Origin of the sequence: Arachnia propionica (assembly GCF_900637725.1) — a bacterium.
Taxonomy (GTDB): domain Bacteria; phylum Actinomycetota; class Actinomycetes; order Propionibacteriales; family Propionibacteriaceae; genus Arachnia; species Arachnia propionica.
Genome location: NZ_LR134406.1, coordinates 2,061,216 through 2,076,359, shown reverse-complemented (window position 1 = coordinate 2,076,359; position 15,144 = coordinate 2,061,216). Strand labels below are relative to the sequence as shown.

General features: G+C 66.7%; 15 protein-coding genes and 1 tRNA gene. 14 read left to right on the top strand and 2 right to left on the bottom strand.

The window, feature by feature from the left end; translation table 11 throughout:
- Positions 1–4 precede the first annotated feature (4 nt).
- The 12 genes from ftsW (at position 5) to pyk (ending at position 11,182) form a co-directional block, all read left to right on the top strand.
- The gene (ftsW, locus tag EL272_RS09175; protein ID WP_014846923.1) at positions 5–1,234 is read left to right on the top strand and encodes a putative lipid II flippase FtsW; all 1,230 of its coding nucleotides are present in this window, start codon (positions 5–7) and stop codon (positions 1,232–1,234) included.
- Positions 1,231–2,328 (top strand): undecaprenyldiphospho-muramoylpentapeptide beta-N-acetylglucosaminyltransferase, encoded by a 1,098-nt coding sequence (gene murG / locus EL272_RS09170; RefSeq protein ID WP_061786822.1) that lies wholly within the window; start codon positions 1,231–1,233, stop codon positions 2,326–2,328. The genes ftsW and murG overlap by 4 nt, the downstream gene beginning before the upstream one ends.
- Positions 2,325–3,776 (top strand): UDP-N-acetylmuramate--L-alanine ligase, encoded by a 1,452-nt coding sequence (murC, locus tag EL272_RS09165; protein ID WP_014846921.1) that lies wholly within the window; start codon positions 2,325–2,327, stop codon positions 3,774–3,776. Before murG ends, murC begins: the two co-directional genes overlap by 4 nt.
- Positions 3,773–4,492 carry a cell division protein FtsQ/DivIB gene (locus tag EL272_RS09160; RefSeq protein ID WP_061786823.1) on the top strand — a complete coding sequence of 240 codons (720 nt, stop codon included), beginning with the start codon at positions 3,773–3,775 and terminating at the stop codon, positions 4,490–4,492. The genes murC and EL272_RS09160 overlap by 4 nt, the downstream gene beginning before the upstream one ends.
- A 120-nt stretch (positions 4,493–4,612) precedes the next feature.
- Positions 4,613–5,812 (top strand): cell division protein FtsZ, encoded by a 1,200-nt coding sequence (gene ftsZ / locus EL272_RS09155; protein WP_014846919.1) that lies wholly within the window; start codon positions 4,613–4,615, stop codon positions 5,810–5,812.
- 110 nt (positions 5,813–5,922) lie between these two features.
- On the top strand, positions 5,923–6,456 hold the full coding sequence (locus EL272_RS09150; protein WP_014846918.1) for a cell division protein SepF: 534 nt from the start codon (positions 5,923–5,925) through the stop codon (positions 6,454–6,456).
- Between the two features lie 3 nt (positions 6,457–6,459).
- The gene (locus EL272_RS09145; protein ID WP_014846917.1) at positions 6,460–6,744 is read left to right on the top strand and encodes a YggT family protein; all 285 of its coding nucleotides are present in this window, start codon (positions 6,460–6,462) and stop codon (positions 6,742–6,744) included.
- Positions 6,745–6,864: 120 nt separating this feature from the next.
- Positions 6,865–7,815 (top strand): DivIVA domain-containing protein, encoded by a 951-nt coding sequence (locus EL272_RS09140; RefSeq protein ID WP_014846916.1) that lies wholly within the window; start codon positions 6,865–6,867, stop codon positions 7,813–7,815.
- An 83-nt stretch (positions 7,816–7,898) separates the two neighbouring features.
- A complete protein-coding gene (locus EL272_RS09135) occupies positions 7,899–8,318 on the top strand; it encodes a TraR/DksA family transcriptional regulator (protein ID WP_014846915.1) in 420 nt (139 codons plus the stop codon).
- On the top strand, positions 8,282–8,812 hold the full coding sequence (locus EL272_RS09130) for a signal peptidase II (protein ID WP_014846914.1): 531 nt from the start codon (positions 8,282–8,284) through the stop codon (positions 8,810–8,812). Before EL272_RS09135 ends, EL272_RS09130 begins: the two co-directional genes overlap by 37 nt.
- Positions 8,809–9,729, top strand: a complete 921-nt coding sequence (locus EL272_RS09125) for an RluA family pseudouridine synthase (protein ID WP_061786824.1) — start codon at positions 8,809–8,811, stop codon at positions 9,727–9,729. Before EL272_RS09130 ends, EL272_RS09125 begins: the two co-directional genes overlap by 4 nt.
- 22 nt (positions 9,730–9,751) lie before the next feature.
- Complete coding sequence (gene pyk, locus EL272_RS09120) at positions 9,752–11,182, top strand: pyruvate kinase (RefSeq protein ID WP_014846912.1); 1,431 nt, start codon at positions 9,752–9,754, stop codon at positions 11,180–11,182.
- 53 nt (positions 11,183–11,235) lie between these two features.
- Here pyk and EL272_RS09115 read toward each other — a convergent pair.
- Positions 11,236–11,319: transfer RNA gene (locus EL272_RS09115), tRNA-Leu, on the bottom strand.
- 125 nt (positions 11,320–11,444) lie between these two features.
- Between EL272_RS09115 and EL272_RS09110 the strand changes: the two genes are divergently transcribed.
- Positions 11,445–12,032 (top strand): ANTAR domain-containing response regulator, encoded by a 588-nt coding sequence (locus tag EL272_RS09110; RefSeq protein ID WP_014846911.1) that lies wholly within the window; start codon positions 11,445–11,447, stop codon positions 12,030–12,032.
- Here the strand turns inward: EL272_RS09110 and EL272_RS09105 are convergent.
- Positions 12,007–12,429 carry a PaaI family thioesterase gene (locus EL272_RS09105; protein ID WP_061786825.1) on the bottom strand — a complete coding sequence of 141 codons (423 nt, stop codon included), beginning with the start codon at positions 12,427–12,429 and terminating at the stop codon, positions 12,007–12,009. The genes EL272_RS09110 and EL272_RS09105 overlap by 26 nt on opposite strands.
- Before the next feature lie 32 nt (positions 12,430–12,461).
- Between EL272_RS09105 and polA the strand changes: the two genes are divergently transcribed.
- A complete protein-coding gene (gene polA / locus EL272_RS09100; protein WP_073969930.1) occupies positions 12,462–15,131 on the top strand; it encodes a DNA polymerase I in 2,670 nt (889 codons plus the stop codon).
- Positions 15,132–15,144 lie beyond the last annotated feature (13 nt).

The following is a 15,144-nucleotide window of genomic DNA, read 5'->3' as shown; positions in this document are numbered from 1 at the left end:
ACCAATGGCCAAAGCGCCCTCCGCCGGACGTTCGTCCGGCAACGTGGTGCGGGCGCTGACCCGGTCCCCGATGGCGGATCACCACCTCATCGTCTTCGCGACGGTCATCCTCACGGCCATCGGCGAGATGATGGTGCTGTCTTCGTCGTCGGTGCTCGCTCTCGTCCAGGGGGAGTCCCCCTACTACTACATGATCCGCCAGTTGATCTTCTTGGTCGTCGGGTTGCTCCTGATGATCCCCGTCAGCCGCATGAAACCCGAGACGCTGCGGAAACTCGCGGCCCCCGCGTGGGCGGCTGCCGTGCTCGGGTTGATCCTGGTCCAGACTCCCTTGGGGTACGAGACCAACGGAAACCGCAACTGGATCCGGATCGGGGGATTGCTGACCATCCAGCCCTCCGAGTTCGCGAAACTGGTCCTGGTGCTGTGGGCGGCCGCCCTGTTCCACAACAAACGCCGCAGGCTGAAGGAACCCGCCCAGTTGCTGCTGCCCTTCATTCCGGGGGCGTTGGCGCTGCTGGGGTTGATCCTGGCCGGGCGGGACCTTGGAACCGGGTTGATCTTCGGTGCCATGATCTTCTCCTTGTTGTTCTTCGTCGGCACCTCGCTGCGGATCCTGGTGCCGTCGCTGCTGGCTGCGATCGGTGTCGTGCTGGTGCTGGTGATGGGTTCGGAGAACCGGATGGCGCGTTTCATGGCCTTCTTCGATCCGCAGGCCAACCCCGACCTGGCCTCCCAGCCCCTCTCGGCGCTGTACGCGCTGGCCAGCGGCGGCTGGTGGGGGCTCGGGCTCGGGGCGGGCAAACAGAAATGGGGAGGTTTGAAGGACGGCGCCCACACGGACTTCGTGTTCGCGGTGCTGGGGGAGGAGCTCGGGTTGTTCGGGGTGCTGCTCGTGATCGGGTTGTTCGCCCTCCTGATGCGCAGCGGATTCCAGGTGGCCCTCAAATCCGACAAGCTGTTCAACCGCATCGCCGCTTCCGGAGTGACTGCGTGGTTCCTGCTCCAGGCGATCGTCAACATAATGGTGGTCATGAACCTGCTGCCCGTGCTCGGTGTCCCCCTGCCCTTCATCTCCTCAGGGGGTTCCGCCCTGATGGCCAACCTGCTGGCCGTGGCCGTATTGCTGTCCTGTGCCCGTGACACCCCCGATGCCCGCGCCTACCTCGAGAACCGGCGCCGGGGGGCGGGGCCGCGCATGACCAGCGTGCTCGCGGCGGGAGGGAACTCGTGACCCGCATCGTGCTGGCCGGTGGCGGCACCGCCGGCCACACCTCCCCCCTGATCGCGACGGCCCAGGCCCTGGCCGAGCTGGATCCGGATGTTGAGATCACCTGCATCGGGACGAGCAAGGGACTCGAGACCAGGGTGATACCGCAGGCCGGGCTCAAACTGGAACTGATCCGGCCCGTCCCCATGCCGCGGAAACCGAACCTCGACCTCGTCAAACTGCCCTGGAACCTGAGGCAGTCCGTGCGCCAGGCGCGAACCATCCTGAGCCGGGCGAAGGCCCAGGCCCTGATCGGTTTCGGCGGTTACGTCGCCATCCCCGCCTACCTGGCGGCCCGCGCCATGAAGGTCCCCGTTCTCGTGCACGAGGCTAACCTCGTGGTCGGTATCGCGAACAAGGTGGCCGCCAGGTTCGCGGCCTTCACCGGCTACACCTTCCCCGACACCCAGATCCGGGGAGGAAAACGGATCGGGATGCCGATGAACCGCAGCATCACCCGGCCCGGGATCACACGGGCCGAAGCCAGGAAGCGTTTCGGACTGGACCCCGAACGCCCCACGCTGCTCGTCAGCGGCGGCTCCCAGGGAGCGCGGGCCATCAACCAGGCACTCTCCGCCGCGGTTCCCGCCATCCTGGACGCGGGAATCCAGGTGCTGCACGTGCTGGGTGCCAAGAACTTCACGGACGCGGACGTCGTGATCGAGTCCGGGAGCGGGGCCCGCTACGTCCCGGTGGCCTACGTCGACGCCATGGTCGAGGCCTACGTGGCCGCGGACCTGATGATCGGGCGGGCCGGAGCGGGCACCGTCATGGAGACGGCGGTTCTGGGGCTGCCCGTGATCTTCATTCCCCTGCCGTGGGGCAACGGCGAGCAGGCCCGGAACGCCGCGGGACTGGTTGCGGACGGAGCGGGCATCCTGCTTCCCGAGGCGGAACTCAGCGCCGATAAACTGTCGGACCTGGTGATCCCCACCATCACGGACGCGGAGAAGCTGGCTCGCATGGCCGGGCTGGCCCGTCCCCACTCGCCCGCGGACGCCGCCGATGTCCTGGCGAGGGCCGCCGTCAATGTTGTTCAAGGAGAAGAGGCATCGTGAGCTTGCTCACCCCCATCGAGGTCCAACCCGCCGTCGAGGTCGGCCCCGTTCATTTCATAGCCATCGGCGGTTCCGGGATGAACGGTATCGCCCGGCTCTATGCGAAGCTCGGCATCCCCACCAGCGGTTCCGACCGGTCGGATTCCGCCACGCTGGACTCCCTGCGGGAAGCGGGGATCACCTGCTACGTCGGTCACGATGCATCCCAGCTCGGTGACGCCAAGACCGTGGTGATCTCGTCCGCGATCCGTGAGGACAACCCGGAGCTCGCGGAGGCCCGCCGCCGCGGCCTGCGGGTCTGGCACCGCTCGGCGGCCCTGGCCGCCCTCATGCTGGGCAAGAGCGGGGTCTCGATAGCCGGCACTCACGGCAAGACCACCACCACGGCCATGACGGCCGTCATGCTGCAGCAGGCAGGGGCCGAGCCCAGTTACGTCATAGGCGGCAAGCTCGCGGCCACCAAGGTCAGCTCCGACATCGGAACGGGGGACGCCTTCGTCATCGAGGCGGACGAGTCGGACGGTTCCTTCCTCCAGTACCCGACCCGGATCGCGATCATCACCAGCATCGAGCCCGACCACCTGGTCAACTGGGGCACCCCGGAGGCCTACACCGAGGGCTACCACACCTTCGCGACCCTCCCCACCGTCGAATGGGCGATCGTGAACGCGGATGATCTCGGTGCCCGCGCGCTGGCCGACAGACTCCGCGCCGAGGGCCGGCGGGTGATCAGCTACGGATTCGCAGAGGACGCCGACGTGCGGGTTTCGGATGCCAACCCGGTCAGGGAAGGAATCACCGGAACCCTCCGATACGGGGACGAGACGGGTGTGCTCCGGCTCAAGGTTCCGGGCAACCACAACCTGTCCAACGCCTCGGCCGCCTACGCGGCGGGCCGCATCCTCGGTCTCGGGCACGAGGAGGCGCTGGTGGCGCTCGGACAGTTCACGGGAACGCTGCGCCGGCTCCAGCTCATCACCGACACCGCCGGGATCCGGGTCTACGACGACTACGCCCACCACCCGACGGAGATCCGGGCGGCCCTGACCGCCGCGAGGCACGCCACCGAGGTGGGAAACGAGGACACGGGACTGGACGGGCGCCTGATCGCCTGCTTCCAACCGCACCTGTACTCCCGGACCGCGGACCTCCACGATGAACTCGGCGAGGTGCTGACCCTCGCCGACATCGCGGTCATAAACGACGTCTGCGGTGATCGTGAGGACCCGATCCCCGGGGTCACGGGGCAGCTCGTGGTGGACGCCGCCCGGCGGCACGGGGTGCGTGAGGTGGTCTACGTGGTGGACAAGTACGACCTCCCGGCGGCCTTGAACGAGATCTCCCGCCCCGGGGACCTCATCATCACCCTCGGCTGTGGCGACGTCACGATCGTGGGCCCGCTGCTCGCGCCGCTGCTGGCCCAGCGCCCGGAGGCGCAGAACCGTTGACGACCACACCGGGCGAGTTCAAGAAGGCGTTGCAGACCAAGCGCCGTAGGCAGCACCGGACCCGCTGGATCGTCCTGGGTTCTGGGTTTCTCGTGTTGCTGCTGGCCGGGATCGCCACTTGGCTGGTCTGGTTCTCCTCGGTGTTCGCCGCCACCGAGGTCAGGGTCAACGGTTTGTCGCTGCTCACCGAGCAGCAGGTCACCGACGCCGCCGCCGTCGAGCTCGGCGGTCCGCTCGCCGCTCAGGACGTGGACGCGATCCGCGGCCGGGTGGCGGCGCTGGCGCCGGTGGCCGAGGTGCGCGTGGAGAGGCATTTCCCGCACACCATCGAGATCACGGTCACCGAACGCACCCTCGCCTACGTGTGGATGGACGGAAACGCGGCCCGCTGGGTGGATGCGAACGGTGTGGTGTTCCACGAGGGGGGAGAAACGGCGCAGGGGATCGTGAAGGCGAACATCGCGGCCCCCGATCAGCGCCTCTTGAAGGATGTGGCCACGGTGGTCTCCGCCGTGGCCCCGGTGCTGGGGGATCGGATCACACTGCTCCAGGCCTCGGCCGTGGATCGAATCGAGATCCAGTTGTCCGACGGGGACACCGTCGTGTGGGGCAGCGCGGAACAATCCCAGGTGAAGGCCCAGGTGCTTTCGGTGTTGCTGAGTCAGGACGCCAGCGTCTACGACGTCTCGGCCCCGCACGCCCCGACGACACGCTGACAACCCTGAAACCCTCAACCTCTGGTTGAGGTGATTTCTGGAAGTTGCGGCATGGTCGTTGGATAGTGCGCCCGTCTGCCCCTAGCCTTCTTTTCGACTACGAGGACAGGAATGGCGGTCATGGCAAGCGCATCTCAGAACTACCTGGCGGTTATAAAGGTCGTTGGTGTCGGCGGCGGCGGAGTGAACGCCGTCAACCGGATGATCGAGGCCGGGTTGCGCGGCGTCGAGTTCATCGCCGTGAACACCGACGCCCAGGCGTTGCTCATGAGTGACGCCGACGTCAAGCTCGACGTCGGCCGCGAGTTGACCCGTGGTCTGGGCGCCGGGGCCGATCCCTCCAAGGGGCGTCAGGCCGCGGAGGATCACTCCGAGGACATCGAGGAGGCCCTGAAGGGCGCCGACATGGTCTTCGTCACGGCCGGTGAAGGAGGTGGCACCGGCACGGGGGCCGCGCCCATAGTCGCCAAGATCGCCCGTTCCCTCGGCGCCCTCACGATCGGTGTTGTGACGCGGCCGTTCTCCTTCGAGGGGCGCCGCCGCGCCACCCAGGCCGATTCCGGCATCGAGGCGTTGCGGGAGGAGGTGGACACCCTGATCGTCATCCCCAACGACAAACTGCTACAGATGACCGACCACCAGGTGGCCATCCTCGACGCCTTCAAGCAGGCGGACCAGGTGCTGATGCAGGGTGTTTCCGGCATCACGGACCTGATCACCACCCCCGGCCTGATCAACCTCGACTTCGCGGACGTCAAATCGATCATGAGCCAGGCGGGTTCCGCCCTGATGGGCATCGGATCCGCCCGGGGCGAGGACAGGGCCCGCGCCGCGGCGGAGATGGCGATCTCCTCCCCGCTGCTGGAGGCGAGCATCGACGGTGCCCACGGGGTGCTGCTGTCGATCGCGGGCGGCTCGGATCTCGGGTTGTTCGAGGTCTCGGCCGCTGCCCAGCTCATCGAGGAGGCCGCGCACGACGAGGCGAACATCATCTTCGGCACGGTCATCGACGACGCGCTGGGCGACGAGGTCCGCATCACCGTGATCGCAGCCGGTTTCGACGGTGGGCATCCGCCCCGTCCGCCGCGTCTCGAGACCGCCCGCAGCAACCAGCAGCAGCCGCCCCAGCCCCGCGGAGGTTTCGGTGGTGTTCCTGGCGGAGGCCCCAGCCCGCTCGCGGGGGGAACGCCCCTCACCGGTGGTGGCGGTTCCCGCCTGGCCCCTCCGCACGTGACGCCCATGCCACCGACCCGCCCGGAACCGCGGCCGCTGCGGGCGGACGATGATGACGACCTGGATGTGCCCGACTTCATGAAGTGACGGCGTGTCGGCGGTCATTGCACCCGGTTCCGGGCACCTTGTCTGTAATCTCAAGCGACGAAAGTGTTTTAGGGAGGCGTGCCGTGGGTGTACGGAAGCTGGCTGAATGGATGGGTCTCGTCGAGGACGGGCGCTACAGCGACCCCAAGGACGAGCTGTCCGAGGAGTACTCGGTGGATGAGTACGCGGAGCCGGAGCCCGAGCCCAAGCCCGTGGCCAAGCTCCACCGCCGTCCCCACGCCGTCAGATCCGATGCCACCGCGCCCGCGCCGGCACCGGCTCCGGCCCCCGCGCCGGTTCCTGCCCCGGCATCCGGGGCGGCATCCGTACCCACCCCCACTTCGGAGCCGCGTCAGGTGACAGATCTCAGCCGAATCATCTATGTGAGGCCCCGCAGCTACAACGAGGCCCGTTCCATCGGGGAGAACTACCGGGACGGGATCCCCGTCATCATGAACCTCTCGGACATGGAGCGCGGAGAGGACAAGCGGCTCGTCGACTTTGCCGCTGGCCTGATCTTCGGGCTGCGCGGCAACATCGAGCGCATCTCCAGCCAGGTGTTCCTGCTGTGCCCGCACAACCTCGTCGTCGGGCCCGAGGACAAACAGAAGCTGGCCACCGGCGGTTTCTTCAACCAGAGCTGACCTGTGGTTGCCCTGACGCTGTTCTGGATCCTCCAGGTCTACATGCTGGTCCTGCTGGTGAGGGTCCTGCTCTCCTGGGTGCCGTTGCTGAACCAGGGCTGGACCCCGCGAGGGGTGGTGCTGGTGGTGGTGGAGTCCGTCTATTTCGTCACCGACCCGCCCCTGAAGCTGCTTCGTTCGTTCATCAAACCGGTGCGGATGGGGGCGATTTCACTGGATCTGGGGGTGCTGGTGCTGTTCCTTGTGATCTACCTGCTCAGGAGTTTCGCGCTCCGGATCCCGTTCTGACCGGGCGTGTCGTGCTCGTTCAGCTCGTTGGATCTGGTGAACTATTAGAGTAACCTTAACGTTGTGCCCGGGGTTTCTCAGGATCGGGCACAAAGATTCTTCAACCGTGTGGGAGTAAAGATGAGCCTGACCCTGGAAGAGGTTCGCCGAGTCCGGTTCCGGATGGCACGCCGTGGTGCCACCGGGTACGAGGTCGGTGATGTCGACACTTTCATTGACAAGGTGGAGGAGTCGTTCGCGCAGTTCGAGAACGAGCGGGACCTGCTTCGCCGGGAGGTGGAGGCCGCTCGCACGACCGGGGACTCGGTGCCTGCGGGCAACGACGAGGCCTTGGCCGCCAAGGACCACGAGATCAACTCGCTCCGGGGCGAGATCGAGCGGCTGCGCAACCAGGTGGCCCAGCAGGCCAAGCAGCAGGTTCCCGTGGTTGCCCCCGGGCAACTGGATGACAAGCGCGTCGCGCAGCTCACCCAGGACAACGAGAGGCTCCGCAGTGAGCTCGACCGTGCCCGTCGCGAACTCGACGAGGCCCGCAGTTCCCGTGTCAGCCACATGGCAGGCAACACGGAGACCCTCCAGGTCGCCACCCGAGAAGAAGCAACCCCCGCCGTCGTGCGGCTCGTGTCGCTGGCCACCGAGCAGGCGGAAAGGCTCGTGGACGAGGCCAACAACGAGGCCCAGCGCAAGATCAACGAGGCGAAGCAGCAGGCTTACGAGATCACCACGGATGCCCGCACACGCGCCGAGCGCATCGAGTCCGAGGCCCGGGTCAACGCGGACCAGATCAACCGCGACGCCCAGAGCCGCGCGGATCGCGTCAACGGTGAGGTGGACCGCCGCCGCACCGAGCTGTTCGCCGAACTGGAACGGGAACAGGGCATCCTTACGCAGAAGGTCGCCGCGTTGCGTGGCTTCGAGTCCAGCTACCGCGAGAACATGCGCGGTTACCTGTCGCGGCACCTCGAGTCCCTTGAACAGAACCTGCCGGAGCCCTTGGACGTCCCAGAGCTGGCCGAGCGTTCCAGGACCCCCCGCCTGGACGCGCTCGCTGCCCAGGACCGCCTGGCCTGAGCGAAGGCAAAAGACTGGTTGATGGTCCGGTGAGGGTGTACTCTCCACCGGACCATCATTCAAACCCCCCCGAGGACGAGACAATGCCATCCACCAACCCCTCAGAGCCCGTGATCCTCCCCGTCCGTGATGGTGAGGAACCATGGACCCCGGAGGAGATCCGGGAACAACGCGAGGTTCTCGTCGAGGAACTGGAAAGACTCGACAAGAAGGTGGCCGCCACCGACAGCGAGTTGAGCGATCTTCTCCTGCAGGGCAACGACGGAGCCGGACGCGATCCCGCCGATGTCGGCTCGTCCAATTTTGAACGCGACCAGGAGCTGTCCCTTGCGCAGAATGCCCGGGAGATGGCCGATCAGGCGCGACTCGCCCTGCACCTGTTCGACGAGGGCCAATACGGGCTCTGTGAGGTCTGCGGTAACCCGATAGGGAAGGGCAGGCTTCAGGTTTTCCCGCGGGCGACGATGTGCGTCGCCTGCAAGCAGCGCGAGGAACGCCGCTGAACCGCGGGCTCCCGGCCCTGCTTGCCGTTGGTGTCGCCCTGCTGGGGCTGGGAGCGGATCAGGCCTCCAAGGGGGCCGTGCTGGGCGCCCTCACGCCGGGACGGCCGGTCGAGGTGGTCGGTACCCTGCTGCGGTTCAACCTGACCTTCAACCCAGGGGCGGCCTTCAGTCTCGGGACATCGATGACCCTGGCGCTCAGCATCTTCGCGATCGTAGCGTTGCTGGCCTGTGTCTTCGTCGCGCTGCGCAGGGTGCGCACCCTTCCCCAGGGACTTGCGGTCGGGCTGTTTATGGCTGGGATCTCGGGAAACCTCCACGACAGGCTCCTCAGGGCCCCCGGTCCGTTGCTGGGGCATGTCGTCGACTTCATCCAGCTGCCTCACTTCGCCATCTTCAACGTGGCCGACATCTGCATCACCAGCGCGGCCGTCCTGGTGGTGCTGCTGAGCCTGAGAAACCCCTCCAGCGATGGGAAGGGATCCGAGCGGGCATGAACGTTTTCCTGGTGCCGGACGCCCTGGCGGGCCAGCGAATCGATGTAGTCGCCTCCCGGGTGACGGGCCACAGCCGTTCCCGGGTGGCCGAGCTGATCGCGGCCGGGGGGATGCTGCTGGACGGTGAAACCGTGAAGCGGGCCTCCCGGATAGTCACCGCGGGGGCGATGCTGGAGCTGGTCACCGAACCCCGCCCCACCCAGGTTGCGTCGAGGCCCCGGCTGGTCGGCGGCCTCGAGATCATCCACGAGGACCGGGACATAGTCGTGGTGGACAAGCCGGCAGGAGTCGCGGCCCATCCGAGCCTGGGCTGGGAGGGACCCTCCGTCACCGAACACTTGGCCGCCGCGGGTATCGCCATCGCGACCTCGGGGGCACCGGAGCGGCAGGGGGTGGTCTCGCGGCTCGACGTCGGAACCTCCGGTCTGATGGTGCTGGCCCGTTCCGAGCGGGCCTATTCCGTGCTGAAGCAGGCGTTCCGGGACAAGGCCGTCGACAAGACCTACCAGGCGCTCGTGCAGGGACATCCCGACCCGTTCTCGGGAACCATCGACGCCCCGATCGGCCGGCACCCGGGGCATGAGTGGAAGATGGCGATCGTGGGGGGTGGCCGGGAATCGGTCACGCACTACGAGACCCTCGAGGCACACCGCGCGGCCACCCTCGTCGAGGTCAGCTTGGAGACCGGGCGCACCCACCAGATCCGGGTGCACTTCGCCGCGATCGGGCACCCCTGCTGCGGGGATCCGCTCTATGGCTCGGACCCCGCCCTGGCCAAGCGGCTCGGGCTCGACAGGCAGTGGCTGCACGCCACCCGCCTGGCCTTCGAACACCCGGTGGAGGGAAACCGTGTCGAGTTCAAATCGGAGCTGCCGCGGGACCTTGAACACGCCCTGCGCGAGGTGAGGTCGGATTGAGGTCGTGAGGTAGGGTTGCGGCGTGCGTAGAGCAAAGATCGTTTGTACTCTGGGTCCGGCCGTAAACACGACCGACCGTCTCGTTCAACTCATAAACGCCGGAATGAATGTCGCTCGTCTCAACATGAGCCACGGGGATTACGACGAGCACGAAGGCCGTCTCAATGCCGTACGCGAAGCCGCCCGGATCGCTGGTCGCACAGTGGGTGTCCTGGCAGATCTCCAGGGACCGAAGATCCGTCTCGGCAGGTTCGTCGACGACCAGAAACACTACTTGGAGCGGGGGGACCGCTTCACCATCACCATCGAGGACATCCTTGGCACCAAGGAACGCTGCTCCACCACTTTCAAGGGTCTCCCCGGGGACGTGAAACCGGGTGACCAGGTCCTGATCGACGACGGCAAGGTGGGGCTGCGGGCCTTGGAGGTCTCGCCCACCGAGGTGCTCTGCGAAGTGGTCGTCGCGGGTCCGGTTTCCAACAACAAGGGAATCAACCTGCCCGGGGTTGCCGTGTCCGTTCCCGCCATGAGCGAGAAGGACGAGCGGGACCTGCGCTGGGCGCTCTCGAAGGACATCGACATGATCGCGTTGTCCTTCGTCCGCAGCGGCGACGACATCAAACGGGTCCACGAGATCATGGAGGAGGAAGGCCGCCGCATCCCCGTCATCGCGAAACTGGAGAAACCGCAGGCGATCGCGAACCTCCAGGAGATCGTCGACGCCTTCGACGCCTTCATGGTCGCTCGCGGCGACCTCGGGGTCGAGCTTCCGCTCGAGGACGTGCCGCTGGTCCAGAAACAGATCATTCGCGCGGCACGCAAGTGGGCCAAGCCCGTCATCGTCGCCACCCAGATGCTGGAGTCCATGATCTCCTCCCCACGGCCCACCCGCGCCGAGGCCTCCGACGTGGCGAACGCGATCCTCGACGGCGCGGACGGCGTGATGCTCTCCGGCGAGACCTCCGTCGGCGACTACCCGGTGGAGACCGTCCAGACCATGGCCCGGATCGTTGAGGCCACGGAACACGACGGCCACGCCGAGATCCACGCCATCGACTGGGATCCCCACACCACCGGAGGTGTTCTCGCGCACGCGGCGGTGGAGGTCACCAGGCGGGTCGGTGCCCGCTACCTGGTCGCCTTCACCAAGTCCGGCGACACCGCCCGGCGGCTGTCCCGTCTGCGCCCCTCCATCCCGCTGCTGGTGTTCACCCCGGAGGTGACAACCCGGCAGGCCATGACCCTCACCTGGGGAGTCGAGGCCCACATCACCCCGGACTTCACGGTCCAGGAGCAGATGGTGGAAACCGTCGACGCGTTCCTCCGGGAACGGGGCATGATCGAGGTCGGTGAGCGCATCGTCATCCTGTCCGGCTCGCCCATGGGGGTTCCGGGGAAGACGAACAACCTGCGTGTCCACAAGGTCAAGGCCAAGGGCGAAACCGACGCCTGAACCCGGACCAAGGAGGGTGGGAGCCGATGAATCGGCTCCCACCCTCCTTTTCGTACCCGGCAGGGGACTCGAACCCCTACGGCCTTTTGGGCCAACTGATTTTGAGTCAGTCGCGTCTACCATTCCGCCACCCGGGCAACGAAGGCCATTGTGCCACAACTGCCCGTTTCTTCGCCCAAACCCCTAGTGGCGCGCTAGAATGCCTGCTGAATCCATGTCTGGAGACCTGTCGGTCCACTCGAAGGGGAATGGAGCTAGAAGCATGGGCCAGAAGCGGCCGAAGAAGGTGCTCATTGCCGAGGACGAGGCGCTCATCCGCCTCGACTTGGTGGAGTTGCTGACCGAAGAAGGTTTTGAAGTTGTGGGGCAGGCAGCGGATGGCGAAGAGGCCGTCAAGCTTGCCCGGGAGCTGGAACCCGACCTGATCATCATGGACGTGAAGATGCCCGGCATGGACGGCATCACCGCGGCCGAGATCATCGGTGAGGAACGCATCGCCCCCATCCTCATGCTCACCGCTTTCAGTCAGAGCGAACTGGTTGAGCGGGCGCGTGACGCCGGTGTGATGGGGTATCTCGTCAAACCCTTCGGGGCCAGCGAGGTGGTGCCCGCCATCGAGGTGGCCATTGGGCGTTTCGCCGAGTTGCGGGCCATCGAGGAGGAACTGGCGAACCTGGAGGACCGGTTCGAGTCCCGGAAGATCATCGACCAGGCCAAGGGAATGCTGCAGGAGGGGCTGGGGCTGACCGAACCCGAGGCGTTCCGGTGGATCCAGAAGACCGCCATGGACCTACGCAAGTCAATGCGCGAGGTCGCCGAGGGCGTCATCTCCCACAAACGGAAGAAGTGATCATTCCCGGGGGGGCCACGAGCCGGGATGTCAGGCGGCCGACGGCGGTGAGTCGTCCCTCTTCATCGTGCACCTCAACCGTGTGAACGGTGGTTCCGTTTCCCAGATGAACGGGAACCGCCCTGCCCATGACCCTGCCCGAGACGACGGGGCGCAGGTGGGTGAGGTTGAGGTCGACGCCCACCGCGACCCGTTCCGGCTGGGCGTGCAACCAGGCGGCCAGGGAGGCCAAACCCTCCACCAGAGCCGCGGTCGCTCCTCCGTGCAGCAGCCCGGCGGGCTGTGTGTTCCCCACCACTGGCATGGAACCGACCACCTCCGCCGCGCTGGCCCGGGTGATCTCGATGCCCAGTTTCTCGTGCAGCGAAGAGGGGGGTAGCGCGGTGGCGTCGATCATGATCGCCAGTCTCGCACAGTAGATTTGGTGGCGTGAATCGCCTGCTCCTCATCGACGGACACTCCATGGCCTACAGGGCCTTCTACGCGCTGCCGGTCGAGAACTTCCAGACCTCGACGGGACAGCACACGAACGCAGTGCATGGTTTCGTCTCCATGCTCATCGGGTTGCTGACCTCCGAGAAACCGAGCCACGTGGCCGTCGCCTTCGACGTGGGCCGGGAATCTTTCCGCAACGAGACCTACCCGGAGTACAAGGCCACCCGGAGCGCGTCGCCGCAGGAGTTCAGGGGGCAGGTGGAGCTGATCAAGGAGGTTCTTGACGGGCTGCGGATATCGCACGTCGAACTGCCCGGCTACGAGGCCGACGACATCATCGCAACCATGGCCACCCGGGCGGAGGCCGCGGGCTACGAGGTGCTGATCTCAACGGGCGACCGCGACGCCCTGCAGCTGGTGACCGACCACACCACGGTGCTGTACCCGCGCAAGGGGGTGAGCGACATGGTGCGGATGACACCCGCCGTGGTGGAGGAGAAATACCTCGTGCCGCCGCAGCGCTACCCGGAGCTGGCGGCGCTTGTGGGGGAGACCAGCGACAACCTGCCCGGGGTTCCCGGCGTCGGGCCCAAGACCGCGGCCAAGTGGATCAACACCTACGACGGCCTGGCGAACATCATCGAACGCGCCGAGCAGGTTCCGGGCAAGGCGGGCCAGTCGCTGCGGGACCATCTCGACGAAGTGCGGCGCAACCGGCGCCTGAACCGGCTGCTGCGGGACCTGGAACTGCCCCTGGGTTTCGAGCAGACCGAACGCCGCGACTGGGACCGGGAGGCCATCACCCAGTTGTTCGCCGCCCTTGAGTTCCGTTCCCTGAAGGAACGGCTTTCCCAGCTGTACGGGAACAACGGGGACGAACAGAACGAGACCCGGGAGGCGTTCACCGTCACTGGAAGGGCCTTGGAACCCGGTGAGGTGGCGACCTGGCTGGAGGAGAACGCCGAGGGAGAGGTGGCTCTTTCGTTCGTCGGCGTCTGGGGGGCCGGGACGGGTGATCTGCGGGGCCTCGGCCTGGCGGCCGCCGAGGGGCCGGAGGCGTTCATCGATCCCGGAAAACTGACCCCCGCCGATGACGAAGCGATGGCGAACTGGCTGGCGGATGCGGAACGCCCCAAGGTGGTCCACGACGCAAAAGGCCCGTTGCTGGCGATCTGGGCCAGGGGCTGGGAGCTGGGTGGGGTGGTCCTGGACGTGGCCCTGGCGGCCTATCTGCTGCGACCCGACGTCAGGGGGCAGGAACTGGCCTCCCTGGTGCAGCGGTACCTGCACCGCGAGCTGGTGGTGGAGGTTGCCGCCGAGGCCCAGGAATCCCTGTTCGAGGTCGACGAGGGAGCCACGGCAGGAGCGGCCATGCTGAATGCCCGGGCGATCGCGGAACTGGCCCGGGTGTTGCGGCCCGAACTCGAATCCCAGCCCGCGGCGGAGCTCCTGAGGGATGTGGAACTTCCGCTGCAACGGACCCTGGCGAACTGCGAGCGCGTCGGCATCGCCGTGGATCGGGATGTCCTGGACGGGTTGCGGGCCGAGTTCGACTCCGCCGTCGTGGCCGCCCAGCAGGCGGCGTGGGACGTGCTGGGGCACGAGGTGAACCTCGGTTCCCCGAAGCAGCTGCAGGCGGTGCTGTTCGAGGAACTCGACATGCCGAAGACCCGACGCACGAAATCCGGGTACACCACCGACGCGGAGGCCCTCGAAGGGCTCTTCGAACGCACCGGGCACCCGTTCCTGGAGCATCTCCTGGCGCACCGGGACCGCATCAGGCTGAGGCAGACCGTCGACGGATTGCTGGCCGCCATCCAGCCCGACGGCCGCATCCACACCACCTACGTGCAGACCATCGCTGCGACGGGAAGGCTGTCCTCCACCGACCCGAACCTGCAGAACATTCCCATCCGCACCGAGCTGGGGCGGCGGATCCGCAGCGCCTTCGTGGCCGGCGACGGGTTCGAGGCGCTGATGAGCGCCGACTACTCGCAGATCGAGATGCGCCTCATGGCGCACGTCTCAGGCGATGAGGGGCTGATCGCCGCATTCAGGTCCGGCAGGGACTTCCACGCGGAGATGGCGGCCATCGTCTTCGGGGTCGCCCCGGAAGAGGTCACGGGACGGATGCGGGCCCGGGTCAAGGCCATGAACTACGGGCTCGCCTACGGGCTCGGTGCCTACGGGCTGAGCACCAGGCTCGGGATCTCCGTGGCCGAGGCGAAGGAGCTGATGGAGGTCTACAACTCGCGGGTCGGTGGGGTCCAGCAGTATCTGGCGGAGGTGGTGGCCGAGGCCCGGAGGATGGGCTACACCTCGACCCTGCTGGGAAGGCGACGCTATCTGCCGGACCTGAACTCCAGTAATCGGCAGCGGCGCGAAATGGCGGAGAGAGCAGCGCTCAACTCCCCGATCCAAGGATCCGCGGCCGACATCATCAAGCTGGCGATGCTCGAGGTTGAACGCGGGTTGATCGCGGCGGGGTTGCGCAGCCGCATGCTGCTCCAGGTGCATGACGAACTCGTCCTGGAGATCTTCCCGGGGGAGAGGGAAACGGTGGAGGAGCTGGTGCGCAAAGAAATGGGCACCGCCATGGATCTGGCGGTGCCCCTGGAGGTTTCGGTCGGGGTCGGCGACTCGTGGTTCACAGCGGCTCATTGAGCCGCCGACCCTT